This window comes from Brucella lupini (assembly GCF_002252535.1).
Lineage (GTDB): Bacteria > Pseudomonadota > Alphaproteobacteria > Rhizobiales > Rhizobiaceae > Brucella > Brucella anthropi.
This window is the reverse complement of record NZ_NNRN01000037.1, coordinates 101624-128565: the sequence shown is the minus strand read 5'-3', so window position 1 is coordinate 128565 and position 26942 is coordinate 101624. Positions and strand designations below refer to the sequence as shown.

Genomic DNA, 26942 nt, shown 5'->3' with positions numbered 1-26942 from the left:
GCCATCCCCGTTGCGATTTCGTTCAGGAGGCCGGTTTCGATGCTCTTGCTCCGTTTTTATTTTTCAATGGGAATGAACGCCGAGGCCGCCGGTTCAAGGACTGTTTCAGGCGTCTTTGCGTCTTCGCAATAGATCCAAGCAGCGTGATTTCGACCGGGAGGACATTTCAAATACGAGCCTGCTTTCGGGTTGAATGTGGATCGTAGTTTTATGTTTACGAAGTGAAACAATCGCCGATTTCGGTAATCCCTGCTTGGGGTCGGCGGCTTGCAGGCTGTTTGAGAACCGCCTGCTATCGGGAGTTTTCAGAATGAACAATGCAGAAATGCATGCTGACGCCAATGGCGAGGTCGAAGCGGCACATGATGCCCATGACACGCGCCGCCGCGTCTTTGCCATCGTGGCCAGCGCATCGGGTAATCTGGTGGAGTGGTACGATTTTTACGTCTATTCCTTCGGTGCGCTTTATTTCGCATCGCAGTTTTTCCCTGCGGAGGACCAGACCAGCCAGTTGCTGAATGCGGCTGCGATTTTTGCGGCTGGCTTCCTCATGCGCCCCATCGGTGGCTGGCTGTTTGGTCGTATTGCCGACAAGCTTGGTCGGCGCACATCCATGCTGATTTCGGTTACGATGATGTGCCTTGGCTCATTCGCCATCGCCATTTTGCCGACCTATGAAACGATAGGTGTTCTGGCGCCATTCCTGCTCTTGATCGTGCGCCTCTTGCAGGGCCTTTCCGTGGGCGGCGAATACGGCACTACCGCTACCTATATGAGTGAGGTGGCGCTGGCCGGGCGCCGTGGCTTCTTCTCCTCGTTCCAGTATGTCACGCTGATTGGCGGGCAGTTGCTCGCTGTTCTTGTGATCGTGGTCCTGCAGTTCTTCCTGACATCGGACGAGCTTCATGCCTGGGGCTGGCGCATTCCATTCGCCATTGGCGGTGTTGCAGCCATCGTCGCGCTTTTTCTGCGGCGGACCCTTCACGAGACCTCGACGGAAGAAACCCGCAACAACAAGGCGGCGGGCAGCTTCGCCAATATCTGGAAGAACCATCGCAAGGCCTTCCTTGTCGTCGTCGGCTTCACGGCTGGCGGTTCGCTCGCCTTCTATACCTTCACCACCTATATGCAGAAATATCTGGTCAACACGGCTGGCATGAGCAAGGAAACGGCCAGCGAAACCATGACCTTCGTGCTGTTGGCCTATATGTTGATGCAGCCGCTTTTCGGCGCGTTGTCCGACAGGATCGGCCGCAAGACGATGATGATCGGCTTTGGCGGCATTTCAATCCTAACAACAATCCCGCTCATGACGCTGATCGGTTCGGTGCAGAGCTCGACCTGGGCATTCATCTATATCGTGATCGCTCTGGCGGTTGTCAGCATGTACACCTCCATCAGCGGCATCGTGAAAGCGGAATTGTTTCCGGCGGAAGTGCGGGCGCTGGGCGTCGGATTTTCCTACGCCATCGCCAATGCGATCTTTGGCGGCACGGCTGAATATGTGGCGCTCTGGTTCAAGCAGCAGGGCATGGAAAGCGGCTTCTTCTGGTATGTGACCGCGATGATGGTGATTGTCTTCGTCGTCAGCCTTGTGATGCCGAACCCGCGTGAACATGGATATCTGCAAGGCCACGGCACCGAGTAGCCGGTGTTCTATCGCGTATCAAACGCCGCCTGGGGGCGGCGTTTTCACATCTCCACGGCTTCGTCGTCTTCGGGCGACAGAAGGCGCGTGGCGCGCCATTCGGTCAGCTTGGTGTTGATCGCATCCAGCACGAAGAAACGCGCTGAATCCTTGTCATATCCATCATCCCGCAGTGCATCGTAATCAGTATGCGTGTGGCGCACATGCGCGACCGTCGCCAGCCACACGGCAGTAGACGGCGGCAGCGTCTTCATATGGGGGCTGAGCGCCGCAGCGCGGATCGGTTCTGAATCCGAATAGGGTACTGCCGGAAGCAGGAGCGTCAGCGATTTGGCGATTGCCTTCTGGCGCATTGTGCCTGCACGCATGGCTTATCCTTACAGTCAGTTATTGAGGCGAATCCTTCGTCTGCTTCATTGTGCCACGAAAATCGCTTGCGCAGGAATTACTTTCCATATAAACATATCTTTATATCTTTACGGATTGCCGCGATGGGCCGTAAATGAGGTGATGGATCAATCAAGAGCGGAAGGCATGACCGGTTTGCAACTGCAACTCGATCTGATGGTAGATGTGCTGAAGGCGGTGGCTGAGCCAAGCCGCTTGCGTATTTTGGCGCTTCTTTCGCGCGGTGATCTCACCGTCTCCGACCTGACGACGATATTGGGGCAATCCCAGCCGCGGGTTTCGCGCCATCTGAAGCTGCTTGGAGAAGCCGATCTTATCGATCGCTATCAGGAAGGCGCGTGGGCCTATTTCCGTCTCGCCGACAATGCGATCAGTGGCGATCTTGCACGTGGGCTTTTGGCTCGTCTCGACAAGGCGGATGCGCTGGTTGAGCGCGACATGGAACGCCTGTCGCAAGTGAAGTCCAGCCGTCAGGAAAAGGCGGCCGCCTATTTCAGCGCCAATGCCGGCAGCTGGGATCAGATTCGCAGGCTGCATGTTTCCGAGAATGCGGTTGAAGTCGCGCTTAAGAAAGTTATCGGTGACAAGCCGTTTCAGGCGATGCTGGATGTCGGCACCGGCACGGGTCGGTTGCTGGAGCTTTTTGCCCCGCTTTATCTTCGTGGTGTCGGCATCGACATCAATCGTGACATGCTGTCTGTGGCGCGCGCCAATCTTGATCTTGCAGCTATCGGCAATGCGCAGGTTCGCCAAGGCGATGTCTATGCGCTGCCTGTGGAGCGTGAGAGCTTCGATCTGGTGACTATTCATCAGGTTCTGCACTTCCTTGATGATCCGCTTGCGGCCATTCGTGAAGCGGCGCGGGCTTTGCGCCCCAACGGACGGTTGCTGATCGTCGATTTTGCGCCGCACAAGCTCGAATTCCTGCGTGAGGAACACGCCCATTTGCGGCTTGGATTCAGCGACGAGCAGATGCTGGGCTGGATGAGAGATGCCGGTCTTGAGCCGGAAAAGACACTGGAACTGGAGCCGAAGGCGGCCAATGGAGAAGAGGGGCTGACGGTGAAGCTGTGGCTCGCCCGCGACCCACGCCTTCTCATTGCCGATCCGGCTTCGCATGTCTCCCAAAAGTGGGAACCGGTTTTGGGATAAAGGCAATGCGACAAAAACAGATAATGAGCATGACGGAGACAGTTTGATGGGTTTTTACGGTCTTTCCCGCCGACCGGATGTTGGCCAGACCACCCGGGTATCGTTCGAATTCTTCCCGCCCAAGTCGGAGGAAATGGAACAGCGTCTCTGGGATACGGTGACCCGGCTCGCTCCGCTACAGCCCGAATTCGTCTCTGTGACTTATGGTGCTGGCGGTTCTACGCGTGAACGCACAGCGCGTACCGTGGCGCGTATCCTTAAGGAAACCGATGTCAAACCAGCGGCGCACCTGACTTGCGTGGATGCGACACGCGAGGAAGTCGATCGTGTCGTGCGTGAATTCGCGGCTCTCGGCGTCAACCGCTTCGTGGCGCTGCGCGGCGATCCGGCAGCGGGTATTGGTGAGAAATATGTGCCGACGCCGGGTGGTTATCAGAATGGTGCCGAGCTGGTCTCCGGTTTGCGCAATATCGCTGATTTCGACATTTCGGTTTCCGCCTATCCGGAAAAGCATCCGGAAAGCCCGGATTTTGCCACCGATATCGATATGCTGAAGCGCAAGGTCGATAATGGTGCGACGCGCGCCATCACCCAGTTCTTCTTCGAGAACGACCTTTACGAGCGTTATGTCGAGCGTGTTCGCCGTGCTGGTATCTATATCCCGATCGTTCCAGGTGTCCTGCCGGTGCATAATTTCAAGCAGGTCAAAAACTTCTGCGCGCGGTCGGCAACGCATATTCCAAGCTGGCTGGCGGAGCGTTTCGAAGGACTGGACAATGATCCGCAGACGCATCAGCTTGTAGCGGCCGCAATCGCCGCCGAGCAGGTGATGGATCTGATCGAACGCGGCGTGCAGGATTTCCATTTCTACACGATGAATCGCGCCGATCTGCCCTTTGCGATCTGTCACATGATCGGCATAAGGCCAAAGACGGAAGCAGCTTTAGAGATTGCTTGAAATAAAAGAAAGCCCGGCAGTGACGCCGGGCTTTCTTGTTTTCGTGCGGGTCGGCCTATCCTCAAAACCGAAGCCGCCGTAATGGTTTAGGCTAATTCCCCTAAGGGATGACGCCTGCTATCAACGCTGCAACAAATGCAAATGCCGCACAGATCATGAGGACATTCAAAGATCGCGTAAGTCCCATTGGTCTGTCTCCTTCATATGCGCCCGGGTGACCGGACGCGCGCTGGTAGGAAGCTGGAATCTAAGCGCAAAACGCCTCGAACAAAAGAAGATTTCGTGCTGCAATCTGGCGTGATAGAGAAATAAACCTATCGTTTACCACCTAAACTATTGAAATATTTGACTAGAAAAATTTGTTCACATTTCATGAAAAAGACACCGAACTGCCACGTTTGGTACTGTTTTCGCCGTAGTTGCCACCGGCTTTTGGCGGTGTTTTTTGCGCGTTTTAGCGAATTAGCGCCAAATATGCCGACAAGGTGAGGATAGATATCACTGTCGAATAGAGGATGACGTTGGAGGTTATCGCCGCCTCGCGACGATAGTGCTCAGCCAGCATGAAGGGGCCTGTGCCGGTCGGAAGTGCTGCAAGAAGGGCAGCGCTTTGCGCGAGCAGGGGAGGTAGTCCGAATACATAGACCGCCAGCAGCCAGGTTGCGAGCGGCTGGACGATGAGCTTGACCGAAACAAGAAAAGCGATGGCATTGACGCTTTCGCGTTCGATCTTGCGCGGCTGGGCGAGGAACAGGCCAAGCGCCACCAGTGCACAAGGGGATGCGGCACCACCGAGCATCTTCAGGAAGGTTTCGGCCGGGGCAGGGATGGTGAGTCCCAGAAAGGACACCAACGCGCCGAGCGCCGGAGCGACAAGCAGTGGATTGCGGATCAGGGACCGCATGACTTTCCAGATGAGATGAAGCGGCTTCTTCTCTGTCTGCAGGCCGATTTCGATCAGCACGATCGCAAAAGCAAACGTGACGCAGACGGTGATGATGATCGAAATGGTGGTTGCTGCCAAAACGCCTGACCCGAAGGCGATCATCGAAAGCGGAATGCCCATATAGCCGGTATTCGGGTAGGCGGCGTTCAGCCCGTCAAGCGCGGTATCCGCCAGAGGCAGCTTTCCACGCAGTCGCACCAGAAAGGGCAATGCGAAAGCAATGGCGCTCGAAAGCAGAAACACTGCGATGAAGCCCGGCTGCCAGAGTTCGCTGCCATGCGTATTGGCCATGATGTCGAAGAGAAGGGCGGGCAGCGCCAGATAGACGACGAAACGGTTCAGCTCCGCTATCGCATGAGGCCCGAGTATTTTCAGCTTGAAGGCACCCCAGCCGGAGAAAATCAGCGCAAAAACGGGAAGGACGACAATCAGCGTTGTGAGCATGGGGTGCATTTCATTTCAGGAAAGGAAAAGGCGCGGTTTTTTGAACCGCGCCTTGTCGAGATCAGAGCCTATCGAGAAGCTCTTGTGTCGGCCATGAATCGGCAGGCATTCCAAGGCGCATCTGTTCGGCGCGCACGGCATCGCGGGTGAGGAGACCGAACACACCGTCGATCTTTCCGCCCATGTCGTAACCGCGGGCCTGGAGTTTGGTCTGAAGTTCCTTTAGCTGGTCCTGTGTCAGACCCGGAACTGGATTGCCCGGATCGAAGGCAGGTGCACCAGCCAGACGTGTTGCGAAATAAGCAGCCGTTGTGGCGTAGACGATGGACTTGTTCCATTCCACGAACACGTCGAAGTTGGGATAGGACAGGAAAGCCGGTCCCTTGCGGCCCAGCGGCAGTAGAAGCGACGCGTCGCCATCATCGGGGCCGAGTGGACCGTTGAGGCCCATCACACCTTGCTCAGCCCACCAGGAATGTGGCTTGCGGTTGGTGCGGATCGCTTCTTCCCAAGGCAGATCCTTGGTCAGGCGAACTTCCTCCAGCCAAGGTTGGCCACGCTTCCAGCCGAGTTCCGAAATCATGCGGCCTGCGGTCATCATGGCATCAGGAACGCTGCTCTTCAGATCGACCTTGCCATCGCCGTCGCCATCGACGCCACGTTCAAGATAATCCTTCGGCAGAAGTTGCATCATGCCGATTTCGCCAGCCCATGCGCCGGTTGTTGCTGCATCGACGACGCCTTGATCGAATAGCTTGAGAAGGGCAATCAACTGCGGGCGGAACAGATCCGGACGGCGGCAATCATAGGAGAGGGTGACAAGTGCATTCAGCGTGTCGAAATCACCCTGAATGGCGCCATAGTCGGTTTCAAGCCCCCAGAACGCGGCAAGGACTGGCCCCGGAACGCCATAGGTATCTTCAACCTTCTTGAAGACGTCGGCATATTTGGCCAGATTTTCACGGCCCTTCTTCAAACGCGCTTCCGAGATGAGGCGCTTGGAAAACTCGGTGAAGGTCAGGTTGAAAACAGTCTGCTTGCGGTCGCGATCAAGCACCTTTTGCTCAAGCATGGCCTTGTGCAATTCGGCGATGCCCTTTTCGCCGACACCGGCGTCGCGGGCTTCCTTGGTCAGATTGTCCATCCACTGGCCGTAATCGATCTCGCATTCCGGCTTGGGAAGATTGACGGTGTTTTCAGTTGGCGTCGCAGCAGGCGCCGGAGACGCGGCGGCCTGTGCACCCGACATGGTTGTCGATGCAAGCAAGGCGGCTGCGATAACTGAAGCAAAAAACTTCATTGGTAACTCACACTAATAGATTGGGAGCAAAAGGCTCCCTTTCGGGGATTGTTTTAGCTATTGCCCCAACAAGCCCCGGAAATGAAGCAAAACTTGGTGTGAACTGCCAAACTGCGCCGTGTTAGCGGACCTTGTTGCTTTCCAGCCACTTTTTCCACGAGTTGGCATCGCCTGCGAAGACATTGATATCGGCGTCGCCCTTAATGCCGGGAATGGAGCCGGTGCCGGTATATTGCCAGAACGTCCACGGATGCGGGCCGTACTTCTCGTCCGGATGACCGGCAACGGAGCGCAGCCAGAACGGATAGTCTGCCATCTGCCGCAAGTCGTTGTCATCGAAGAAGTCGACCGTCGTGTAAACAATCGGGCGTTTGCCGTAATGCTTTTCCAGCGCCTGCAGGAAGATGCGCATTTCCTTGCGCACAACGGCTGCGTTGGGGCGCAGCTTGCAGGTTGGCGATTGCGGGTTCCACTCCATATCGAGAACGGGTGGAAGCGCGCTCGGATCACGCGGCACGTTCTGTATATACCAGCGGGCCTGTTCGATGGCCGGGCGGCAGAAATAGTAGAAGTGATAGGCGCTCCGTGCGATGCCTGCCTGATGGGCGCCGTTCCAGTGTTCCTTGAAACGGTCGTCGACGCGGTCACCGCCCTCTGTCGCCTTGATGAAGGCGAAGGAAATGCCGCTGGCGCGCACGGCGCTCCAGTCAATGTTGGTCTGATATTTGGAAACGTCTGTGCCGTGGATCGGATAGTGCCAGGGCGTTTTGCCGGTCCAGTCGTGCGGGTCGCGATCACCGAAGCGCGGTGCCTTTACCGAGCCGGACGGCGGTGCGATCCGGGCCACCGAGCTGCCCGATTTCTTTACGTCGGAAAAGTCGTAATCCACCGTCGTGCAGGCGGAGAGAAGTAAAGCGCCGAGGGCGAGAATGCTGCAGCTGGCCAGACGGTTCATATAGTGGTTCCGTGTCGCGAATCAGTCCTCTAACGGTTACGCGATCCGGAGGCGGACGTCACCAGTCTGGCGGGCAAGTTTGGTGCTAATCTGTGGCAGAGGGTGGCATTGTCGAACGAACAACCGTTATCCAGGCAAAGCCGCGATAAAGAATGCGCTTCTCAACGACAGCACTGCGTTCCTGCGCAAGCTGGTCGCAAACCGCGAACAAGTCGCTGCGCGGTGTGACATGGAACCATTCCAGCCATTGGAAGAGTGCCTTTCCGAACCAGCGCGGCAGCCGGGCCTGATCGCCAAAATCGACGATATGCAATTCTCCGCCCGCATTGAGGTGCCGGATGCTTTCACGAATGACCGACTGCCATTGCGGTATCATCGATACGGCATAGGAAATGAAAATCCGGTCGAAGCCAGCTTGCCCGAACAGTCGTTCTGGATCGAACTGGGCCGCATCCGCACGATCAAGCCGGACGCGATCTTCGATGCCAGCGCGCTCCGCCGCCCGGCGTGCCGTATCCAGCATTTCTGCTGAAATATCGATGCCGAAGAGTTTTGCATCGGGGTAGTTTTCTGCAGCTTTTATCAGATTGCGGCCGGTGCCGCAGCCGATCTCCAGAACTGTGCCGTCCTTGGGTACGGACAGTCCTGCGATCATGGGGTCGCGACCCAGAAGATAGTATTTGCGGGTCGCGTCATAGAAGTGTCGCTGACGACGGTAGACCCGATCCATGAGGTTGGCATGGTCTATACCCTGAACGCTCCATGGGCTGCGCGACATGTCAGGCATCCTTCAGCGCATAAAGATGGAACCCGCCATAGATCGACGAGCGATCGCGGTCGTGCAGGGTGCGGGATTCGTCGGCTTGATATTCCCAGCGATCCAGAATCTGCGGTGCCACCCGTCCTGGAAGCAGGCTCGGTTCGGCTGCGGTACGAAAGATGACACGGGCATTTGGTGCTGCCGTACGGGTGATTTCACTCCAGAGGGCATTGAGCTGCTCGTCATTCATCCAGTCCTGCGCATCCAGCAGGATATAGCGGTCGACGGATGCCGCAGGCTTGGCAGCGAGAAAATCGGTATAGCTTGCGTTCTGTACGGTCATGCGATCAGCGCGTGTGCGTACTGTTTCAAAATTGGAGCGTGACAGATAGGGCGGGAGAGGCCCGGTTTCCTCATTGCCGCTATAGCCGCGCCCGAACGCCTGCCAGGCGAAATAATTGTCGGTAAGGGGGAAACCGCAAGCGAGTTTCTCAAGACGACTGCGCAGGACAAGCGCCATGTCGCCGTTTCCTGCAGTGGCAAGGGCATCATATTGCTGTGGCGGTATGCCCAGTCCGAAAAGGGATGATTTGCGGGCCGTGGCCCAGCGCACCATGCGTTTTTCAAAGAGCGGGGCAAGCGCCGTGTCGAAGAAGCTACGCTGCTCTTCCATTGTGCGCGCCTTCAAGATGTCGCGCGGATCGATCCCGTAGAGGCGCGCCACGCGATGGCCCATGCCGATGAAGACGCCAAGCAAGCCGTGGCGATAGAGGTCGCGCCAGAAAATGGAAATACGCTGGCGGCCATTCCATTTGCGTTTTTCCCAATAGTCGCGGCTTTCGCTGTCCAGATGCGGGCGGATGAAGCGCTTGTAGGCGGCAAGATTGGTCTTGTCGTCGGCTTTCCCGTAAAATCGGTAGAATGCATCGTAGTCGGGCAGGTTTTTGACAGCCGCAAGCTTCAGCCGGTTGAACGCGACGTGTGCCTGATTGAGATCGACCGCCTCCACACGTGCCGGATCGGCGGTCAGGTAGGACATGGCATTGCATCCGCCGGACGCGATGGTGACGATGCGATGGTCCGGCTCTATAGCCAGAGCTGCCATATCAACTTCCGGGTCTTCCCATATCTGCGGATAGACCAGCCCTTTGAACAGCCAGGCAAACAGCCTTTCAGAAAAGCCTGCCCGCGAGAGGGCGCTGTTCTGGGTCACGGCCTGCTTTAGAATTGTGTCGGCTGATGCTTGCTGTGTCATCAAAAATTCCCCTAATGCACGAATCCCGACTTTGATTTTGCCAAGTTAAACATCGTCCAATGACAGGGGCGTGACGAATTAATTGCGGGTTTTTAAACCAGATGAATGCGGCTATACGCCTGTAATACTGTCGCTTTATTACGGTCGGTAAGACTATTTGAGAGAACTTTTTCGCGCCGTTGCCGTTTTCTTGTGTGACGGTCCGAGTCGACGGGATTTCTGTGTCGATGAGTGACCGTAAAGGTGATTGGCCGGATCAACCGGTCACGCACGGAGAAAACAGAGAGAGGCGTTTGGCAATATTGCCATTTAATGCCTGAAACCAGGCCAACGAGCCTGATCTAGGAAGGAGAGCCAACGTGAAGAAGTTTCTGATTGCTTCTGTCGCCGCCGTATCGCTTCTCGGCCTTGCAGCGTGCAATGACAAGAAGGACGACACGAGCAACGCACCGGCACCATCCGCGCCGGCAGCGCCCTCGAACAATGACACGACGACGACGCCAGCCCCGGCAACTCCGGCACCGGCTACCCCGGCGCCAGGTACAGGGACAGCGCCTTCCAACTAAGGTTGGGAAGTCGTGATGCACTAGCATGCGGGTGGCGATCCGGTTTCCGGGTCGCCATTCGTGCCAATAGGCTTCGGTCAAAGGCTTTAGACCAATGGCTTTAAGCCAATGGTTTTAGGATTGAGATGAACGTTAAAGCAACCATGTCGGGAAAAGACGGGCATTCTGCGTTTTCCGTGTTTCAACGCAGGCTCGGTTCGGTTATGGCTTTTGTCATGAACCGTAACTTCCTGTTTTTCATCTCTGCGATTGTTCTTGTTGTGCTTGCCGCTTGCGGCAAAGGAGACGACGAGATTGCTGCCACTACGAATGGCAGCGAGCAGGGCGCCGCTGCTGTATCGCAGCCTGCCAAACCGGCAGAAAGTGGAAGCACGGAGAAAGGCCCCGATCTGGTCAAGTCGCTCCGCGACAGTTCCGGTGTGGTGAGCCCGGAAGAGAAGGCAGCAGCCATTGAACGCGCACGGACCAATGCCGTTGCCGCGGCAAAATCTGTCGGTCAAACGGATCAGCAGGCACAGACGGCTGGACAAGCAGCAGCCACGGCCGCACAGCGTTCCTTCGACGAACGCGAACCCCAGCAATAAGCGTTCGTTGCGGAACTCGGCAACAATCTAAGCCAATGTCCTGATATTCTTTCTAAATGTTTGTTTTTTAGACTTTCGCTCGCCTGGGCGGTTTTCAGTTCATTCGGAATTCTATAGAAAAGTCCCATGTCGATTTGGGTTCGCATCGGTGAGTTTGTCACTTACGTGGCGTCGAATGCCATTACTGGCGTTATCGAAGCCGTGCGCACCGTTTTCGAAGGTGACGCCGATACACGGCGCCGGGTGGCCTTCTCCATTGCGATGATCGCGCTTTCAGCCAAGATGGCCAAGGCCGACGGGGTCGTCACACAGGACGAAATCCGCGCCTTTCAGGATATATTCGCCGTGCCGAAGGAAGAGACGGCGCATGTTGCGCGGCTCTACGATCTCGCCAAGCAGGATGTCGCTGGCTATGAATCCTATGCGCGTCAGCTCGCCGGATTGTGTAGTGAAGGACAACCCGATTGCCATCTGCTTGAGGATATCCTCGACGGTCTTTTTCATATAGCCACCGCTGACGGCTATGTGCATGAAAAAGAGATGGCCTTCCTTGCAGGCGTTGCGGATATTTTCGGCTATGATGAAGTCGCTTTCGATCGTATCTCGATCCGGCATGTCCAGCGCGGTGCTGACGATCCTTATGCCATTCTGGGGCTGGAGCGCGGCGTTTCCTTCGAGATGGCCCGCAAGCGCTATCGTTCGCTGGTCAAGGAACATCATCCGGACCGGCTGGTGGCAGAGGGCTTGCCGCTTGAATTCATAACCATTGCCAACAGGCGTCTGGCAGCGATAAACGCTGCCTGGGCAAGCATTGAGAAGAATCTGGAGGCTGCATGAGCAGCGTGCGCGAAATCGAGAGCGAGTTGTTGCGGGAGCTGGCGCTTGACCGGCCCGATTTTGCCGGTGCAACGCTTGATCCGTCACCCAATTTCGGTCCGCGTCGCGACGGCAAGGTGCCCGCCTTTCTCATTCTCCATTATACCGGTCTGGCGACTGCCGAAGAGGCCGTGCAGGTTCTTAAATCGCCAGATATGGAAGTTTCCGCGCATTACCTTGTCCATGAAGACGGGCGGATCGTGCAGATGGTTTCGGAAAAGGCCCGTGCCTGGCATGCGGGCAAGAGCTTCTGGAAGGGCGAAACGGACATCAATTCGGCCTCCATCGGCATTGAGATCGTCAATCCGGGTAATCTTGAAGACTATCCGCCGTTCAAGGATGCGCAGATCGATGCGGTCATCCGCCTCTGCCGCGATATATGCGAGCGTTATACCATCAAGCCGGAAAATATTCTGGCCCACTCCGATATTGCACCTTCGCGCAAGACAGACCCGGGCCATAACTTCCCCTGGAAGCGGCTCCACGAGGCGGGTATCGGCCACTATATCGAGCCGACGTCGATCCGCGGCGGGCGGTTTCTGGCACGTGGCGAAAACGGCCAGCCGGTCGAGGCGTTGCAATCCATGCTGGCACTATATGGCTACGAAATCGCCATCACTGGCGTCTTCGATGAAGGCACCGAGACTGTGATTAAGGCCTTTCAGCGACATTTTCGGACACAAAATGTGGACGGGGTGGCCGATGTATCTACTATAGATACCCTCTACAGGCTAATTTTTTCCCTGCAGAATGTTACCGCTTGACGAGATGCGGGCGGTTAATCTCTCTATCCAGCGTTGATTCGTATTTCTGTAATGATTTCATAAAAATAGATCGATTCAGCCCGGTTGCAGAAGGGTTGTGACGAAGGTTTACGCCGCGTTTGTGTGAATCACGAATGTTACAACCTGTAAGACTATTTTACTTTTACAACCAATCTTCGGCTGCATTTGCCCGGCACTTCATCGCTCAATCCCAGCGGACAAGGGCCTGACAACCCATATCGGGCGGGATCAAAAAACAGGACTGTTTTTACCCAAGACAGACAGTCTGAGAAAAGAAACGTTCCAAGACGGTAGGTTATGAAAATTAAATTTGTTGTTGTTTGCGCCCTTGTTGGCGCGATGAGTTCGTTTGGCCTGAATCCAGCACTGAGTGCCCCTTCAACTGAACCGACCAACCTCGCAGCTCTCCTCAAGGCACGCCAGCAGAACAAGACTGCCGAGGCGGAAAAGCCAACCAAAGCGCCGAAGAAGGCATCGGTCGTCAGCCGCCGTGCGGCTCCGACTGCCAAGAATTCTACGGGCAAGGGTTCTGCTGCTAAGCGTTCGCAGTCGAAGGACACGACTGCCCGTAACGCCAAGAGCGGCGGCGCTTATTCAAGCATCATCAATCGTTACGCATCGACCTATGGCGTGCCTTCCGCACTTGCCCATGCGGTTGTGCGTCACGAAAGCAATTTCCAGCCGAATGTGCGTGGCAAGGCCGGTGAAATCGGCCTGATGCAGATCAAGCTCTCGACCGCACGTGGCCTCGGCTACACGGGTTCAGCCAAGGGTCTCTATGAGCCTTCCACGAACATCCAGTTCGGCATGAAGTATCTGGCCCAGGCGCAGAAGCTCGGCGGCGGCAGCACTTGCGGCACGATCCTGAAGTACAATGCCGGTCACGGTGCAAAGCGTATGAACCCGACCTCGGCGAAATATTGCAGCTCGGTCAAGGCCTATATGCGCGCTCTCTGATGCATTTTCAGGATGCGAATGCAGATTTACGTCGGCGGTCGCGTAGAGTACAGGCCGCCTGATGTGAACGAAAAGCCGACAGTGGAGACACTGTCGGCTTTTCTGTTTCCGGTGACTGCAGATTTTTTCCGGAATCCGGTTCCACTGTTCCGCTATCGTTGCTATATGCGCGCTGTCAGTCGGTCGGGCAGCCGCGCTTGTCATATGCCGAAAGGCGGCAGGTGAGGAAAGTCCGGGCTCCATGGAAACACGATGCCGGGTAACGCCCGGCGGGGGTGACCCCAGGGAAAGTGCCACAGAAAGCAGACCGCCCCGTCTTCCGTACCGTTGCGCAATGAAACGGCAGGGATGACGGGGTAAGGGTGAAAGGGTGGGGTAAGAGCCCACCGCGTCTGCAGCAATGCAGACGGCACGGTAAACCCCATCGGGAGCAAAACCGAATAGGGACGGCGCGCTGGCTCGCAAGGGCCGGCAATCGGTTTCCGGATCAGCCGTCCGGGTGGGTTGCACGAGGCGGGTGGCGACATCCGTCCCAGATGAATGGCTGCCACGTCGGGCGAAAGCCCGGCCATACAGAACCCGGCTTACAGACCGACTGACAATTTTCTCTAGAGCGGCTTCTATTTTAAAAGAAGCGTTGGACCCGCTCCAACTGTTTGTTTTGTCGCATTGCCCTACGCAAAACCGTTTCATGTTTTTGCTGGAAATGCTCCTAATCGACTGCTTCAGCATTCAAACGCAAGAAACGGATAGTTGCGTTACTGCCGAGACTTTAATTGGAACCTCCACGAAATCACGGAGGTTCAGTATGTCCAGTTTGAAAGACAAGGTCGCAATCATCACCGGCGCATCATCCGGAATAGGACGTGCCACTGCATTGCTTTTTGCCAGAGAGGGCGCAGCCCTTGTGCTGAATGCTCGCGGGCTTGCCGGTCTGGAACGTGTTGCGGAGGAGATCGCGGCGTTTGGCGGAAAGGCGCATTGTGTTGCGGGCGATGTCTCAGAAGCTGAAACGCATGAGGCACTTGCTACGGCAGCGAAGGATAAATTCGGCGCGCTTGATATAGCTGTCAACAATGCTGGTACTGTAGGCCCTATCGCGCCGCTTGCCGAAATCGTGCCCGATGATTGGGAAGGGGTGCTGGCGGGCAATCTGACCTCGGCATTTCTGGGAGCGAGATCGCAAATTCCGCTGATGCTCGAAAGGGGCGGCGGCTCGATTGTCTTCACCTCGACATTTGTCGGCACGAGCGTTGGCATTCCCGGCATGTCGGTTTACGGAACCTCGAAGGCAGCTCTCATGGGGATGGTCAAGGGCATAACCGCTGATTACGGCGCCCGTGGCATCCGGGCGAATGCGCTTCTGCCGGGCGGTGTTGATACGCCGATGGGTGGAGATGAAAAGCAGAAGGAATGGGCCGCAGGCCTGCATGCGATGAAGCGGATCGCCCAGCCTGAAGAAATCGCGCAGGCAGCGCTGTTCCTGGCAGGCCCGATGTCGAGTTTTGTCGCTGGTTCAGCGCTTTATGCCGACGGTGGCAACGCGGCAGTGAAGTAAAAGAATGGGCGGCTCCGCGATACGGAACCGCCCATTCCAAGAGCCTCGGGAGGGGCTTAAATTGGCACGCCGGACATGAAATCGTAAATCAGCTTCATGTTCAGGACGACGATGATCGCAGCGGTAATGGCGGCAAGAATCGTCACCCAGCGTGGAGCGACCAACGATCCCATCTTCTTTTTCTCCGCCGTAAACATGACGAGTGGAATGATGGCAAAGGGCAGCTGAAGACTCAACACGACCTGAGACAGGATCAGAAGCTCGGTCGTTCCCTGCGAACCATACATGATCGTCACGACGGCAGCCGGAACGATGGCCACGAAGCGGGTGATCGCGCGGCGCAGCCACGGCTTCAGACGTATGTCGATGAAGCCTTCCATCACGATCTGACCGGCCATCGTCGCGGTGATGGTCGAGTTCAGGCCGCAACAGAGAAGCGCAATCGCAAAAAGTGTTGGTGCGAGGGCCGATCCCAATAGCGGGTTCAGAAGAGCATGGGCCTTGTCGAGATCTTCGACACCGGTATTGCCGGTGGCGTTGAAGCTTGCCGCAGCGAGGATCAGGATCGATGCATTGACCAGGAGTGCGAATGTCAGCGCAATGGTGGAATCCAGCGTCGCATAGCGTATGGCTTCGCGCTTTTCAGCGGTCGTGTGGCCGTAATCGCGTGTCTGGATGATGCCCGAATGCAGATAGAGATTATGCGGCATGACCGTGGCGCCGATGATACCAAGGGCGATATAAAGCATGTCCGGATTGCGGATGATGTCGGTTGTTGGCGCAAAGCCCTTGATGACTGCGCCCCATTGCGGCTGCGCCATCAGAATCTGAATAAGGAAGCAGAGCGCAATCACGCCCAGAAGGGTGATGATGAGCGCCTCGACACGGCGAAATCCCTTGTTCTGGAGATAAAGAACCAGAAGCACATCGGCAGCAGTGATGATGACACCGATTTCCAGCGGAATGCCGAAGAGCAGGTTGAGGCCGATGGCGGTGCCGATGACTTCCGCCAGATCGGTGGCGCAGATTGCCAGTTCGGCCAGGAACCAGAGCGGCCATGCGAGAAAGCGCGGATAGGCATCGCGGCAAGCCTGTGCCAGATCGCGGCCGGTTGCGACGGCAAGACGTGCGCAAAGCGCCTGCAGGAGCACGGCCATAAGATTGGACAGCAGCACAACGGATAGCAACGTATAGCCGAAGCGAGAGCCACCAGCGAGCGAGGTGGCCCAATTGCCGGGGTCCATATAGCCAACGGCTACCAGATAGCCGGGACCGAAGAAGGAAAGTGCGCGACGGAACTTTGAACCTGAACGATTGACTCGGATCGAGCGGTGGACATCGGACATGGATGCTTCGCCGCGATCACGTCGCCAGCCTTCAAATGTTACTTCGCCAGCGCCGGAGGGGCCTGCTCCATGGGGTGCCATACTCAATGCCTTGGGTGTTTATGCAGTTGCAAACTATTTGCATTAAATATGCCAATGATGGGAGGGCGTCAACCGGGGGCGGGGCATCACAAATCATAAGCTTGTGATGCATAGTGTGTGGGTCCATCGCATTTGGATTGAAGCAAATGTCCGTTTTCGGGCAACTGCTGAGCGCAAACCGCCTTCAAAAAATCCCTGTTGAAAATTATGGGGCTGGCACAGTTCTGTAGAAGTGCTGAGCCAAAGGATAACGCTTCATTAAGCTTAATATCCGATAACTGACGAACGAATCCGCCATGTCGCCACGTTGACGGCAAATGGGCGGAATCCGCAAGCAAAACACGAAAGCATGTTTCCTGAAGTTGGGAACCGATTTTGGAACAAAACATGCGTGAAAACAAAAGATTGAAGCGCGAGACGCTTTAAAAACGGGCCAAGTACCCGGGAAAGGATCGGAATGATGGCAAGCCTCGGCGGAGACAATTCTCAAGCCGAAGGGGCTGAAGTCCGTCACGTTCCGGTGCTGATCGCCGAAGTGATCGACGCCCTGAAGCCTGTATCTGGCGCAGTGATTGTCGATGGGACATTCGGTGCTGGCGGGTATACGCGTCGCATACTGGAAGCGGGAGCGGACGTGATCGCGATTGACCGCGATCCGACCGCAATCGAAGCCGGGCGGGCGATGGAAAAGCAGTTTCCGGGCCGGCTCGATCTGGTCGAGTCCCGGTTCTCTGCTCTTGATGAAGCAGTCTCGAAGGTTAAGGGAGCAGGCAGCAAGGTGGACGGCGTTGTGCTCGATATTGGCGTATCGTCGATGCAGATCGATGAGGCCGAGCGCGGCTTTTCCTTCCAGAAGGATGGTCCGCTCGACATGCGCATGTCGAAAAAAGGACCAAGCGCTGCCGATGTGGTGAACCGTCTCAAGACCGGTGATCTTGCCCGCATCTTCAATTTTCTGGGCGAAGAGCGCCATGCAGGCCGCATTGCACGCATGATCGACAAGCGCCGGACCGCACAGCCTTTCACGCGTACGCTCGATCTTGCCAATGCCATCGAAACGCTGGTGGGACGCAATCCGAAGGATCGCATCCATCCGGCGACGCGGGTTTTTCAGGCGCTGCGGGTCTATGTGAATGACGAGTTGGGCGAACTGGCGCGGGCGTTGCTTGCTGCCGAACGCATCCTGAAACCGGGCGGCCGGCTGGTTGTCGTGACCTTCCATTCGCTCGAAGACCGCATGGTGAAGCGCTATTTCGCTGACCGCGCCGGCGGTAGTGCCGGATCGCGTCATCTGCCGGAAACACATGTCCGTCTGCCGAGCTTTACGCCCGCGGTCAAGGGCGCTGTTGGCCCGACCGCAGAGGAAGAAGAACGAAATCCACGTGCGCGCTCGGCGAAGCTGCGCGCTGGAATAAGGACGGAAAATCCGCCACTGGAAGACGATTTATCGCTTTTCGGACTGCCCAAACTGCCCGAGACGAACGAACTGGCCCGGAGTTGAACGAGTGCTGCGTACTTTCGACATCATCATGATAGCGGCGATGCTGGTGGCGGCGACCGTCACCTACACGATCAAATATGACGCGGAAAAGCAGATCGCGGTGATCGCCAAGCTGAAGCGACAGATCGACTCCGAAAAGGACACGATCACGCTCTTGCGCGCCGACTGGGCATTGATGACCCAGCCTGGTCGCCTGCAAAGTCTCGTTGGTGTCTACGAAAAGGAACTCAACCTCCAGCCGATCGAAGCCGAACAGCTTGTGCTGGGTGTCCACGAAATTCCGGAACGTCCGGTTGACGATATCCAGAAGATCATCTCCGGCAGCGACGAACTGCTTGCAAGCGGCGTGCTTGAAAAGGATGCCATCACGACCGGCAGCGTCAAGAAAAGCGGGGCGAGGCACTGATCATGCGGCTGAGACTTTTCGGGAAAAAGAATATGCAGGCAGATGACGGTGTTGAGCCGGTTGGCGATGAAAAGCTGGCCGGCAACATGGCGTTTGTCGGCTCGCGCAAAAAGCATGGCAACCGCGCGCGCAATCGTCTCTGGATGGCGATCGCCTGCTTTGTCGGCATCTATGGTGTGATGGGTGGCAAGCTCATCTATTTCGGTGTCATCGGCGGCGAAAATGAGGATAATGCAGGCCCGGCGGTTCACCAGCTCGCGTCGCGCCCGGATATTCTCGACCGTAACGGCGAAATCCTCGCGACCGACATCAAGACTGCTTCGCTCTATGCGGAGCCGCGCAAGATCGTCGATCCCGACGAAACCATCGAAATGTTGTCGACGGTGCTGCCCGATCTTGATTGGGAAGCGACATATAAGCGTTTGAAAAGTGGCGCCGGTTTCGTCTGGATCAAGCGTGGACTGACGCCCCGCCAGCAGAGCCAGATCATGGCGCTCGGCGTGCCGGGCATCGGCTTCCGTACGGAAAAGCGCCGCTTCTATCCGGGTGGCCCGACCGCGTCGCATATCCTCGGTCTCGTCAATGTCGACAATCAGGGCATTGCGGGCATGGAGAAATATATCGACAGTCAGGGGCTGACCGATCTGCGTTCTGTCGGCCTTGCGACCGGACAGTCGCTGGAGCCGGTGCGCCTCTCGATCGATATTCGTGTGCAGCACATCATGCGTGACGTACTCGTCAAGGCCATGGAACGCTACCGGGCAATTGCTGCCGGTGCTGTGGTGCTGAACGTCAAGACCGGCGAAGTGATCGCCATGGCATCGGTGCCGGATTTTGATCCGAACAACCCGGTCCATGCTCTGGACAAGGACCGCCTGAACCGCATGTCGGCGGGCACCTATGAAATGGGTTCGACCATCAAGAGCTTTACCACGGCGATGGCGCTCGATTCCGGTAAGTTCAACCTGCAGTCGAAACTCGATGCCAGCCGCCCGCTGGTGTTCGGTCGCCAGACGATCCGTGACTTCCACGGCAAGGGCCGCTGGCTGACGCTGCCGGAAGTCTTCATCTTCTCGTCCAATATCGGTTCGGGCCGTGAGGCGGATGCCGTTGGCATTGAAGGCCATCGCGCATTCCTGAAGAAGATCGGCCTTCTCGACCGCATGCAGACGGAGTTGCCGGAAGTGGCGCGTCCCGTTGAACCGCGTGTGTGGAAGAAGGTCCATTCGATGACCATTTCGTTTGGCCACGGCATGATGACGACGCCGTTGCAGACGGCGGTCGGTGCGGCTGCGTTGATGAATGGCGGCAAGCTGATGGAGCCGACTTTCCTGATGCGCACGCAGGCTCAGGCTGATCAGGTGGCCAAGCAGGTCATTCATCCACAGGTTTCTGCGGATATGCGTTACCTCTATCGCCTCAACGCGACCGCTCAGGGCGGCTCCGGCAAACGGGCCACTGTTCCGGGCTACCGCGTCGGCGGCAAGACCGGCACGGCGGAAAAGGTTGTGCATGGCCGCTACTCGAAGGACGTGCGCTTCAACGCGTTTCTGGCGTCATTTCCGATGGATGATCCGACCTATGTCGTGCTGACCATCATCGACGAACCGAAGCCGGAAGAAGGCAAGTTCAGCGCAACCGCAGGTCTTAACGCAGCACCGATGGTTTCGGAGATCATCCGCCGGTCTGCATCGTTCCTCGGCGTGAAGCCCGATTTCCAACTCGAAGCCCAGCCAGCAATGGTTAGCAATTTAAGCGGCAAGCCTGATTTTCAACAGGAAGTGCCGCCAGCAATGGTTTCCAACGAATACGACTGATTCGCATAAAGCAGCCCTTGCAGCGAAACGCGCACAACTGAATCTGGATTTGGTATGACCATGAAACTGAAGGAAATCGCTCTCTTTAAGGAACTGGCCTCCGGCGATGCCGGTGAGGTGGAGATCACCGGCGTCACGTCGGACTCCCGCAAGGTCGAACGCGGTTTTCTTTTCGCAGCGTTGAAAGGCGTGAAAGCAGACGGTGCGGCTTTTGTCGCCGATGCCGTCAAGCGCGGCGCCAGCGCCATCATCGCAGGCAAGGATACGGCTGTCGCTGACGCAGGCGTCCCGGTTCTTCATGTCGATGATCCCCGCCTTGCATTGGCAGTAGCTGCGGCGCAGTTCTATGGCAAGCAGCCACAAGTTATGGTTGCGGTTACAGGCACCAGCGGTAAAACTTCCGTCGCGTCCTTTACCCGGCAGATTTGGGCCTATGCCGGTTTTCCGGCGGCGAATATCGGCACGACCGGCGTGTTTTCGCCGACGCGCAGCGACTATAATTCGCTGACAACACCCGATCCGGTGGAGTTGCATCGTGTTCTGGCAGAGCTTGCCGATGAAGGCGTGACCCATGCGGCCATGGAAGCCTCATCGCATGGCCTTGATCAGCGTCGCCTCGATGGTGTCAAGCTCGCTGCCGGTGCGTTTACCAATCTCGGTCGCGACCATATGGATTATCACGCGACCATCGAGGAATATCTTGGCGCGAAGATGCGTCTCTTCAACACGCTTTTACCGAAGGGTGCGCCAGCCATCATCTTCTCCGACGATCATTTCTCGGCGCAGGCCATCGAGGCGGCGACGCTTGCCGGATGCGACGTGAAGACGGTCGGACGAAAAGGCAATTTCATTGCTCTCAAGCGGGTCGAGCACGAGCGTTTCCGCCAGCATGTCGAAGTGCGCATCGGCGATGAGATTTTTGAGATCGAACTGCCGCTCGCCGGAGATTTTCAGGTCGCAAATGCGCTGGTCGCCGCTGGGCTTGCCATGGTTACGGGCGTTCCGGCTGCGGCTGCAATGCGTGCCTTGGCGCTCCTCAAAGGCGCACCGGGACGGCTCGATCTCGTCGGTGCGACGGAAGATGGCGCCCCAGCCTATGTCGATTACGCCCATAAGCCTGAGGCATTGGAAAATGTTCTGACTTCGGTGCGTCCGTTCACGACGGGGCGGGTGATCGTGGTTTTCGGTTGCGGCGGCGACCGCGACAAGGGTAAGCGTCCGATCATGGGCGAAATCGCCTCGCGACTGGCGGACGTGGCAATCGTCACGGACGACAATCCGCGTTCGGAAGTTCCGGCCCAAATCCGCTCCGAAATCATGGCAGCAGCGCCGGGCGCAACCGAAATTGGTGATCGTCGAGAGGCTATCTTTACCGCTGTATCCATGATGCAGGCGGGCGATACGCTGGTCGTTGCAGGCAAGGGGCATGAAGAGGGCCAGATTGTCGGCAGCATTACCTTGCCGTTCTCTGATCATGCGGAAGTTGCAGCAGCACTTGCTGCCCGCCTTGAGGAGCGCTCGGAATGAGTGACTGGCTCTGGACATCCAACGATATGGTTGAAGCCATGGAAGGCAGGCCCTTTGGCAACCTTCCCGGCGGCATAACCGGCATCTCAATCGACAGCCGTTCGCTGAAACCGGGCGAGGCTTTTTTCGCCATCAAGGGCGAACAGTTCGACGGGCATGATTTCGTAACCAGCGCCATGGCCGCTGGTGCGGGTCTTCTTGTGGTGGCCGAGCATCGTCTGCCCGCATTCGGCAATTCCAAAGTACCGATGATCGTGGTCGAGGATGTGCTTGAGGCCCTGACCAAGCTTGGCATTGCCTCGCGGGCACGCTCGAAGGCGCAGATCATCGCGGTGACTGGTTCGGTTGGCAAGACGACGACCAAGGAAGCCCTGCGTCACGTTCTTTCGGAAGTCGGCAAGGTCCATGCTTCTGTGGCGTCGTTCAACAATCATTGGGGTGTGCCGCTGACGCTTGCGCGCATGCCTGCCGATACGGATTACGGCGTTTTCGAAATCGGCATGAACCATCACGATGAAATTCGTCCGCTGGTGAAGATGGTGCGCCCGCATGTGGCGCTGATCACGCTGATTGCACCGGCACATCTTGGTCATTTCGCCAATCTGGAAGAAATCGCCGTTGCCAAGGCGGAGATTTTCGAAGGCATAGTTCCAGGCGGCTATGCGCTTCTCAATCGTGATGACAAGCGCTTCAAACAGCTGGAAGAACTGGCCGAAAAGGCTGGTGTCGAACACATTGCCACATTCGGCGAGAACGCCCGGTCCGACTATCGTCTGCGCGAAGTGAAGCTGCACCCAACCTGCTCTTGCATGACGGTCAAAATCGGAACGCATGAAGCAGCCGTGAAGGTTGGTATGCCGGGCCGTCATATTGTGCAGAACATGCTCGCCGTTCTTGGGGCCGCTGATCTGGTCGGAGCAGATATCGCCAAGGTGATGATGGCCATGGCGACGCTTTCTGCCGAAGGCGGTCGCGGCGCGCGCCATGTGCTTCAGCATCCTGAAGGAACCTTCACGCTGATTGATGAGAGCTACAACGCCAATCCGACCTCGATGCGCGCAGCCCTGTCATTGTTGCATTCGACCACACCGGAAGGTTCGCGTGGCCGTCGCATCGCGGTTTTAGGCGACATGCTGGAGCTTGGCCGTCAATCGGGCAAACTTCATGCCGATCTCGCGCGCCCGATCGTGGATGCTGAAGTGAATACGCTTTTTATCGGTGGACCGGACATGTCGGCGCTGAAAAATGCCTTGCCGGTTGAAATTCAGACCGAGTACAGGCAAAGCACCGACGAATTGTTGCCGCTGGTGATCAAGGCGGTCCGTCCGGGCGATGTCATCATGGTGAAATCGTCGAAGGGGATCGGCTTTTCCAAAATCGTCAAGACGTTGATTGGCCAGTTTCCGCCGGTGGAACCCGCGGAGTAAGCGGTATTTGAGGGATTTTTCTCTACATGTTGATGCTTCTCACCTTCTTCGCCGAACATATGACACCGCTCAATGTGTTCCGCTACATTACCTTCCGCACCGGCGGCGCGATGATTACATCGGCGCTGATCGTGTTCCTGTTCGGCCCGTCGATCATCAACTCGCTCCGGGTGCGTCAGGGGAAAGGCCAGCCGATCCGCGCTGACGGTCCGCAGACCCATTTCAAGAAGGCCGGTACGCCCACCATGGGCGGTCTTATGATCATGACCGGCATTCTTGTGTCGTGCCTGCTCTGGGCCAATCTGGCCAGCGTCTATGTCTGGGTCGTTCTGCTGGTTACGGTGGGTTTCGGCGCCATCGGCTTCTATGATGATTATCTCAAGGTGACGAAGCAGTCTGACAAGGGCTTTTCCGGCAAGGCGCGTCTTGGCATCGAATTCCTGATCGCCGCTGTTGCCGCTTTTGTCATCATGCGGGCAGGGCAGGAGCCGTTCTCCTCTTCGCTGACATTTCCGTTTGCCAAGCAGTTCGTCGTCAATCTGAGCTGGTTCTTCATTCCGTTTGCAGCCTTCGTCATGGTTGGCGCAGGCAATGCCGTAAACCTGACAGATGGTCTCGACGGGCTTGCAATTGTACCGGTCATGGTGGCCGCGGCGTCTTTCGGCTTCATTGCCTATCTTTCCGGCAACGCGATCTTCGCTGACTATCTGCAAATTCATTTCGTGCCGGGCACAGGTGAACTTGCTGTGGTTCTTGGCGCTGTTATCGGCGCGGGCCTCGGCTTCCTGTGGTTCAATGCGCCTCCCGCCGCTATCTTCATGGGCGATACGGGTTCGCTGGCGCTGGGTGGTATGCTGGGCACCGTTGCGGTTGCAACGAAGCATGAAATCGTTCTCGCCATCATCGGTGGCCTGTTCGTCGTCGAAGCGCTTTCCGTCATCATTCAGGTTGGCTCCTTCAAGCTGACCGGCAAGCGTGTCTTCCTCATGGCGCCTATTCACCACCATTTCGAAAAGAAGGGCTGGACCGAGAGCCAGGTCGTGATCCGGTTCTGGATCGTTGCGATCATTCTCGCGATGATCGGTCTTTCCACCCTGAAGCTCAGATAACAGGCATATCGAATGATCCCGATCACCGCCCTCAAGGATAAGACAGTCGCCCTTTTCGGACTGGGCGGGTCGGGTATCGCGACCGCCAAGGCCATTCTTGCGGGCGGCGCAAAGATCATTGCCTGGGATGACAATCCCGACAGTGTTGCCCGTGCCCAGAGCGCGGGCATTGCCACAGGTGATCTTCGGCAGGCTGACTGGTCGCAATTTGCGGCTTTCGTGCTTTCGCCGGGCGTTCCGCTGACCCATCCAAAGCCGCACTGGACCGTCGATCTGGCCCATGCCGCAGGCGTCGAAATCATCGGTGACGTGGAATTGTTCGTCCGCGAGCGCAATCATATTGCTCCCGATTGCCCGTTCATCGCCATTACCGGCACCAACGGCAAATCGACGACGACCGCTTTGATTGCCCATATCATCAAGGCTTCTGGCCGGGATATGCAGCTTGGCGGCAATATCGGCACGGCAATCCTGACGCTGGAGCCGCCGCAGGCCAAGCGCTTCTATGTGGTCGAATGTTCATCCTACCAGATCGATCTTGCGCCATCGCTGAACCCGACGGCGGGCATCCTGCTCAATCTGACGCCGGATCATCTCGACCGTCATGGCTCGATGGAAAACTACGGCGCGATCAAGGAACGTCTGGTGGCCGCGAGCGATACGGCAATTGTCGGCGTTGATGATGATTATTGCGAAGCCATTGCGGACCGGCTTTATCGTGACGGCGTAAATGTCGTGCGGATTTCCAAGGAAAAGCGCCTCGGCAAAGGCTATTTTGCTGACGGCGCAAAGCTGCTCTGGTCGCAGGAGGGCGAAATCGATGAAATCGCTTCTCTGGAAGGTATCGGTTCGCTGCGCGGCGCACATAATGCACAGAACGCGCTTGCGGCTGTCGTCGCGTGCCTTTCGGTGGGCTTAAGCCTTGAAGAAATCCAGGTGGGATTGAACAGTTTTCCCGGTCTGGCCCATCGCATGGAGCAGGTTGGGCATCGCGGGAAAGTCCTGTTCGTCAACGATTCCAAGGCGACCAATGCGGAAGCAACAGCTCCGGCATTGTCCTCCTTCCCGCAAAACATCTACTGGATTGCAGGCGGTGTGCCGAAAGCTGGCGGAATTGCTTCGCTGGCCGGGTTCTTCCCACGGATTGCCAAGGCCTATCTGATCGGCGAAGCCGCAGCACAGTTTGCTGCAACGCTTGGCGATGCGGCGCCGTTCGAGATTTCCGACACGCTTGCAGTCGCTGTCGAGCACGCTGCCCGCGATGCCGGTAACGATGCTGCTCCCGAACCGGTTGTGCTGCTGTCGCCCGCTTGCGCCAGCTTCGACCAGTTCCAGAATTTTGAAAAACGCGGCGATGCATTCCGTAGCGCTGTTCTGGCGCTTCCGGGTGTTGAACCGATAGGAGGAAAAAGCTGATGGTAAGCCGTGTCGATCGCGGTCCTGTCGCCAATTGGTGGTGGACAATAGACCGCTTCTTCCTCGCTGCATGTCTGGCCCTGATGGGGCTTGGCATTCTGCTGTCATTCGCCGCAAGTCCTGCCGTGGCCCAGCGTATCGGCCTCGACGGGTTCCATTTTGTCGAGCGCCAGATTTTCTTCATGCTGCCGGCAGTTGGCGTCATGATCGGCGTGTCGTTTCTGTCGCCGCGCCAGATCAGGCGATTTGCTTTGATCCTGCTCGGCATTTCGCTTGTATTGATGGTTGCCGCACTGTTCTTCGGTATCGAAGTGAAAGGTGCGCGGCGCTGGGTCAATCTGGCGGGTATCTCTATCCAGCCGTCGGAATTCATGAAGCCTGCATTCGTGGTGGTTTGCGCCTGGCTGTTCTCGGAGCGTGAACGCGGTGGCGAAATGCCCGGCAATTTTCTTGCCATGCTGCTGTTTGGCACCGTTGCTGCTTTGCTCGTCCTTCAGCCTGACCTTGGCCAGACAATGCTGACCACAGGCACATGGGGTGCCATGTTCTTCCTCGCCGGTCTGCCGATGTTCTGGATTCTGGTTCTTGGCGGTCTTGCGGTTTGCGGCGGCGTTTCAGCCTATTTCATGTTCGATCACGTGGCGGGTCGTATCAATCGGTTCATGACAGGCGAGGGCGATACGTTCCAGGTCGATGCCGGACGCGAAGCGATTCTGCGTGGCGGCTGGTTCGGACAAGGTCCGGGCGAAGGCACCATCAAGCGCATCATCCCGGACAGCCATACCGATTTCATTTTCTCGGTTGCAGCAGAAGAATACGGCATCATCCTGTGCATGATCATCATGCTGCTGTTCGCATTCATCGTCGTGCGCGGCCTTTCGATTGCGCTGCGCGAGCGTGATCCGTTCACCCGTCTGGCCGTCTCGGGGATTGTCATTCTGTTCGGCTTCCAGTCGATCATCAACATGGCCGTGAACCTGCATCTCATGCCTGCAAAGGGAATGACCCTGCCGTTCATCTCCTATGGCGGTTCCTCGCTCATTGCCATCGCCATCACGATGGGCATCCTTCTGGCTCTGACGCGCCGCCGTCCGGAAGCCCGCATGACCCACACGGTCGGTAGCGGTGTCGATATGGGCAAACGCATTCCTGCGCTGTGA

24 protein-coding genes and 1 other RNA gene are annotated in these 26942 nt (G+C 57.0%); 18 read left to right on the top strand and 7 right to left on the bottom strand.

The window, feature by feature from the left end:
- The first annotated feature begins 310 nt into the window (after positions 1–310).
- The gene (locus CES86_RS06210; protein ID WP_029376068.1) at positions 311–1648 is read left to right on the top strand and encodes an MFS family transporter; all 1338 of its coding nucleotides are present in this window, start codon (positions 311–313) and stop codon (positions 1646–1648) included.
- Between the two features lie 44 nt (positions 1649–1692).
- On the opposite strand, the gene CES86_RS06205 is transcribed toward CES86_RS06210, so the two are convergent.
- Positions 1693–2016 carry a DUF2293 domain-containing protein gene (locus CES86_RS06205; RefSeq protein WP_010659706.1) on the bottom strand — a complete coding sequence of 108 codons (324 nt, stop codon included), beginning with the start codon at positions 2014–2016 and terminating at the stop codon, positions 1693–1695.
- A gap of 166 nt (positions 2017–2182) precedes the next feature.
- On the opposite strand from CES86_RS06205, the gene CES86_RS06200 reads away from it, so the two are divergent.
- Both CES86_RS06200 and metF read left to right on the top strand, forming a co-directional pair.
- Positions 2183–3208, top strand: a complete 1026-nt coding sequence (locus CES86_RS06200; RefSeq protein ID WP_010659707.1) for an ArsR/SmtB family transcription factor — start codon at positions 2183–2185, stop codon at positions 3206–3208.
- A gap of 46 nt (positions 3209–3254) precedes the next feature.
- Complete coding sequence (gene metF / locus CES86_RS06195; protein WP_094513932.1) at positions 3255–4166, top strand: methylenetetrahydrofolate reductase [NAD(P)H]; 912 nt, start codon at positions 3255–3257, stop codon at positions 4164–4166.
- Between the two features lie 454 nt (positions 4167–4620).
- Here metF and CES86_RS06190 read toward each other — a convergent pair whose 3' ends face one another.
- The 5 genes from CES86_RS06190 to CES86_RS06170 all read right to left on the bottom strand — a co-directional run bounded on the left by CES86_RS06190 (position 4621) and on the right by CES86_RS06170 (position 9826).
- Positions 4621–5556: an AEC family transporter gene (locus CES86_RS06190; RefSeq protein WP_094513930.1), complete on the bottom strand. Its 936-nt coding sequence runs from the start codon at positions 5554–5556 to the stop codon at positions 4621–4623.
- Between the two features lie 61 nt (positions 5557–5617).
- Positions 5618–6856: a lytic murein transglycosylase gene (locus CES86_RS06185; RefSeq protein ID WP_012091733.1), complete on the bottom strand. Its 1239-nt coding sequence runs from the start codon at positions 6854–6856 to the stop codon at positions 5618–5620.
- A 121-nt stretch (positions 6857–6977) separates the two neighbouring features.
- Complete coding sequence (locus CES86_RS06180) at positions 6978–7811, bottom strand: glycoside hydrolase family 25 protein (RefSeq protein WP_094513929.1); 834 nt, start codon at positions 7809–7811, stop codon at positions 6978–6980.
- 85 nt (positions 7812–7896) lie between these two features.
- On the bottom strand, positions 7897–8589 hold the full coding sequence (locus CES86_RS06175; protein WP_010659711.1) for a class I SAM-dependent methyltransferase: 693 nt from the start codon (positions 8587–8589) through the stop codon (positions 7897–7899).
- Position 8590: 1 nt separating this feature from the next.
- On the bottom strand, positions 8591–9826 hold the full coding sequence (locus tag CES86_RS06170) for a DUF3419 family protein (RefSeq protein WP_094513927.1): 1236 nt from the start codon (positions 9824–9826) through the stop codon (positions 8591–8593).
- 359 nt (positions 9827–10185) lie between these two features.
- Between CES86_RS06170 and CES86_RS06165 the strand changes: the two genes are divergently transcribed.
- From CES86_RS06165 to CES86_RS06135, 7 genes are all read left to right on the top strand, one after another.
- Positions 10186–10392, top strand: coding sequence for a hypothetical protein (locus CES86_RS06165; protein ID WP_010659713.1), 207 nt, complete (start codon positions 10186–10188; stop codon positions 10390–10392).
- 125 nt (positions 10393–10517) lie between these two features.
- Positions 10518–10976, top strand: a complete 459-nt coding sequence (locus CES86_RS06160; RefSeq protein ID WP_012091737.1) for a hypothetical protein — start codon at positions 10518–10520, stop codon at positions 10974–10976.
- A 126-nt stretch (positions 10977–11102) separates the two neighbouring features.
- Entirely contained in the window at positions 11103–11813 is a 711-nt protein-coding gene (locus CES86_RS06155) for a J domain-containing protein (RefSeq protein WP_012091738.1), read from the top strand.
- Complete coding sequence (locus CES86_RS06150) at positions 11810–12616, top strand: N-acetylmuramoyl-L-alanine amidase (RefSeq protein WP_012091739.1); 807 nt, start codon at positions 11810–11812, stop codon at positions 12614–12616. Before CES86_RS06155 ends, CES86_RS06150 begins: the two co-directional genes overlap by 4 nt.
- Positions 12617–12934: 318 nt before the next feature.
- Entirely contained in the window at positions 12935–13594 is a 660-nt protein-coding gene (locus tag CES86_RS06145; protein ID WP_010659717.1) for a lytic transglycosylase domain-containing protein, read from the top strand.
- A gap of 175 nt (positions 13595–13769) precedes the next feature.
- Positions 13770–14197: RNase P RNA component class A (gene rnpB, locus CES86_RS06140), an RNA gene on the top strand.
- Between the two features lie 205 nt (positions 14198–14402).
- Complete coding sequence (locus CES86_RS06135) at positions 14403–15152, top strand: SDR family oxidoreductase (protein ID WP_094513926.1); 750 nt, start codon at positions 14403–14405, stop codon at positions 15150–15152.
- 56 nt (positions 15153–15208) lie between these two features.
- Here CES86_RS06135 and CES86_RS06130 read toward each other — a convergent pair whose 3' ends face one another.
- Positions 15209–16579, bottom strand: a complete 1371-nt coding sequence (locus tag CES86_RS06130) for an Nramp family divalent metal transporter (RefSeq protein WP_010659720.1) — start codon at positions 16577–16579, stop codon at positions 15209–15211.
- A 457-nt stretch (positions 16580–17036) separates the two neighbouring features.
- Here CES86_RS06130 and rsmH point away from each other — a divergent pair, with 457 nt between their 5' ends.
- From rsmH to ftsW, 8 genes are read left to right on the top strand one after another with little or no spacing between them, the layout of a single operon-like run.
- The gene (gene rsmH, locus CES86_RS06120) at positions 17037–18080 is read left to right on the top strand and encodes a 16S rRNA (cytosine(1402)-N(4))-methyltransferase RsmH (RefSeq protein WP_012091742.1); all 1044 of its coding nucleotides are present in this window, start codon (positions 17037–17039) and stop codon (positions 18078–18080) included.
- 4 nt (positions 18081–18084) lie between these two features.
- Positions 18085–18486 carry a cell division protein FtsL gene (ftsL, locus tag CES86_RS06115; protein WP_010659722.1) on the top strand — a complete coding sequence of 134 codons (402 nt, stop codon included), beginning with the start codon at positions 18085–18087 and terminating at the stop codon, positions 18484–18486.
- Positions 18487–18488: 2 nt separating this feature from the next.
- A complete protein-coding gene (locus CES86_RS06110; protein ID WP_040129181.1) occupies positions 18489–20303 on the top strand; it encodes a peptidoglycan D,D-transpeptidase FtsI family protein in 1815 nt (604 codons plus the stop codon).
- Positions 20304–20357: 54 nt separating this feature from the next.
- Positions 20358–21830 carry a UDP-N-acetylmuramoyl-L-alanyl-D-glutamate--2,6-diaminopimelate ligase gene (locus CES86_RS06105; protein ID WP_094513925.1) on the top strand — a complete coding sequence of 491 codons (1473 nt, stop codon included), beginning with the start codon at positions 20358–20360 and terminating at the stop codon, positions 21828–21830.
- Positions 21827–23257: a UDP-N-acetylmuramoylalanyl-D-glutamyl-2,6-diaminopimelate--D-alanyl-D-alanine ligase gene (locus CES86_RS06100; protein ID WP_029929042.1), complete on the top strand. Its 1431-nt coding sequence runs from the start codon at positions 21827–21829 to the stop codon at positions 23255–23257. The genes CES86_RS06105 and CES86_RS06100 overlap by 4 nt, the downstream gene beginning before the upstream one ends.
- Before the next feature lie 26 nt (positions 23258–23283).
- A complete protein-coding gene (gene mraY / locus CES86_RS06095) occupies positions 23284–24366 on the top strand; it encodes a phospho-N-acetylmuramoyl-pentapeptide-transferase (protein ID WP_012091745.1) in 1083 nt (360 codons plus the stop codon).
- Between the two features lie 12 nt (positions 24367–24378).
- Complete coding sequence (gene murD / locus CES86_RS06090) at positions 24379–25782, top strand: UDP-N-acetylmuramoyl-L-alanine--D-glutamate ligase (RefSeq protein WP_094513923.1); 1404 nt, start codon at positions 24379–24381, stop codon at positions 25780–25782.
- Positions 25782–26942, top strand: coding sequence for a putative lipid II flippase FtsW (ftsW, locus tag CES86_RS06085; RefSeq protein WP_071630023.1), 1161 nt, complete (start codon positions 25782–25784; stop codon positions 26940–26942). Before murD ends, ftsW begins: the two co-directional genes overlap by 1 nt.

What these genes read in the sequence shown, in the direction of transcription:
- metF (WP_094513932.1), top strand. Translation starts at nt 3,255, where the DNA reads ATGGGTTTTTACGGTCTTTCCCGCCGACCGGATGTTGGCCAGACCACC.
- CES86_RS06180 (WP_094513929.1), bottom strand. Translation starts at nt 7,811, where the DNA reads ATGAACCGTCTGGCCAGCTGCAGCATTCTCGCCCTCGGCGCTTTACTT.
- ftsW (WP_071630023.1), top strand. Translation starts at nt 25,782, where the DNA reads ATGGTAAGCCGTGTCGATCGCGGTCCTGTCGCCAATTGGTGGTGGACA.
- CES86_RS06155 (WP_012091738.1), top strand. Translation starts at nt 11,103, where the DNA reads ATGTCGATTTGGGTTCGCATCGGTGAGTTTGTCACTTACGTGGCGTCG.
- CES86_RS06175 (WP_010659711.1), bottom strand. Translation starts at nt 8,589, where the DNA reads ATGTCGCGCAGCCCATGGAGCGTTCAGGGTATAGACCATGCCAACCTC.
- CES86_RS06185 (WP_012091733.1), bottom strand. Translation starts at nt 6,856, where the DNA reads ATGAAGTTTTTTGCTTCAGTTATCGCAGCCGCCTTGCTTGCATCGACA.
- rsmH (WP_012091742.1), top strand. Translation starts at nt 17,037, where the DNA reads ATGATGGCAAGCCTCGGCGGAGACAATTCTCAAGCCGAAGGGGCTGAA.
- CES86_RS06105 (WP_094513925.1), top strand. Translation starts at nt 20,358, where the DNA reads ATGACCATGAAACTGAAGGAAATCGCTCTCTTTAAGGAACTGGCCTCC.
- CES86_RS06145 (WP_010659717.1), top strand. Translation starts at nt 12,935, where the DNA reads ATGAAAATTAAATTTGTTGTTGTTTGCGCCCTTGTTGGCGCGATGAGT.
- CES86_RS06205 (WP_010659706.1), bottom strand. Translation starts at nt 2,016, where the DNA reads ATGCGTGCAGGCACAATGCGCCAGAAGGCAATCGCCAAATCGCTGACG.
- CES86_RS06210 (WP_029376068.1), top strand. Translation starts at nt 311, where the DNA reads ATGAACAATGCAGAAATGCATGCTGACGCCAATGGCGAGGTCGAAGCG.
- CES86_RS06100 (WP_029929042.1), top strand. Translation starts at nt 21,827, where the DNA reads ATGAGTGACTGGCTCTGGACATCCAACGATATGGTTGAAGCCATGGAA.
- CES86_RS06160 (WP_012091737.1), top strand. Translation starts at nt 10,518, where the DNA reads ATGAACGTTAAAGCAACCATGTCGGGAAAAGACGGGCATTCTGCGTTT.
- CES86_RS06150 (WP_012091739.1), top strand. Translation starts at nt 11,810, where the DNA reads ATGAGCAGCGTGCGCGAAATCGAGAGCGAGTTGTTGCGGGAGCTGGCG.
- CES86_RS06200 (WP_010659707.1), top strand. Translation starts at nt 2,183, where the DNA reads ATGACCGGTTTGCAACTGCAACTCGATCTGATGGTAGATGTGCTGAAG.
- CES86_RS06110 (WP_040129181.1), top strand. Translation starts at nt 18,489, where the DNA reads ATGCGGCTGAGACTTTTCGGGAAAAAGAATATGCAGGCAGATGACGGT.
- mraY (WP_012091745.1), top strand. Translation starts at nt 23,284, where the DNA reads ATGTTGATGCTTCTCACCTTCTTCGCCGAACATATGACACCGCTCAAT.
- CES86_RS06135 (WP_094513926.1), top strand. Translation starts at nt 14,403, where the DNA reads ATGTCCAGTTTGAAAGACAAGGTCGCAATCATCACCGGCGCATCATCC.
- murD (WP_094513923.1), top strand. Translation starts at nt 24,379, where the DNA reads ATGATCCCGATCACCGCCCTCAAGGATAAGACAGTCGCCCTTTTCGGA.
- CES86_RS06130 (WP_010659720.1), bottom strand. Translation starts at nt 16,579, where the DNA reads ATGGCACCCCATGGAGCAGGCCCCTCCGGCGCTGGCGAAGTAACATTT.
- CES86_RS06170 (WP_094513927.1), bottom strand. Translation starts at nt 9,826, where the DNA reads ATGACACAGCAAGCATCAGCCGACACAATTCTAAAGCAGGCCGTGACC.
- CES86_RS06190 (WP_094513930.1), bottom strand. Translation starts at nt 5,556, where the DNA reads ATGCTCACAACGCTGATTGTCGTCCTTCCCGTTTTTGCGCTGATTTTC.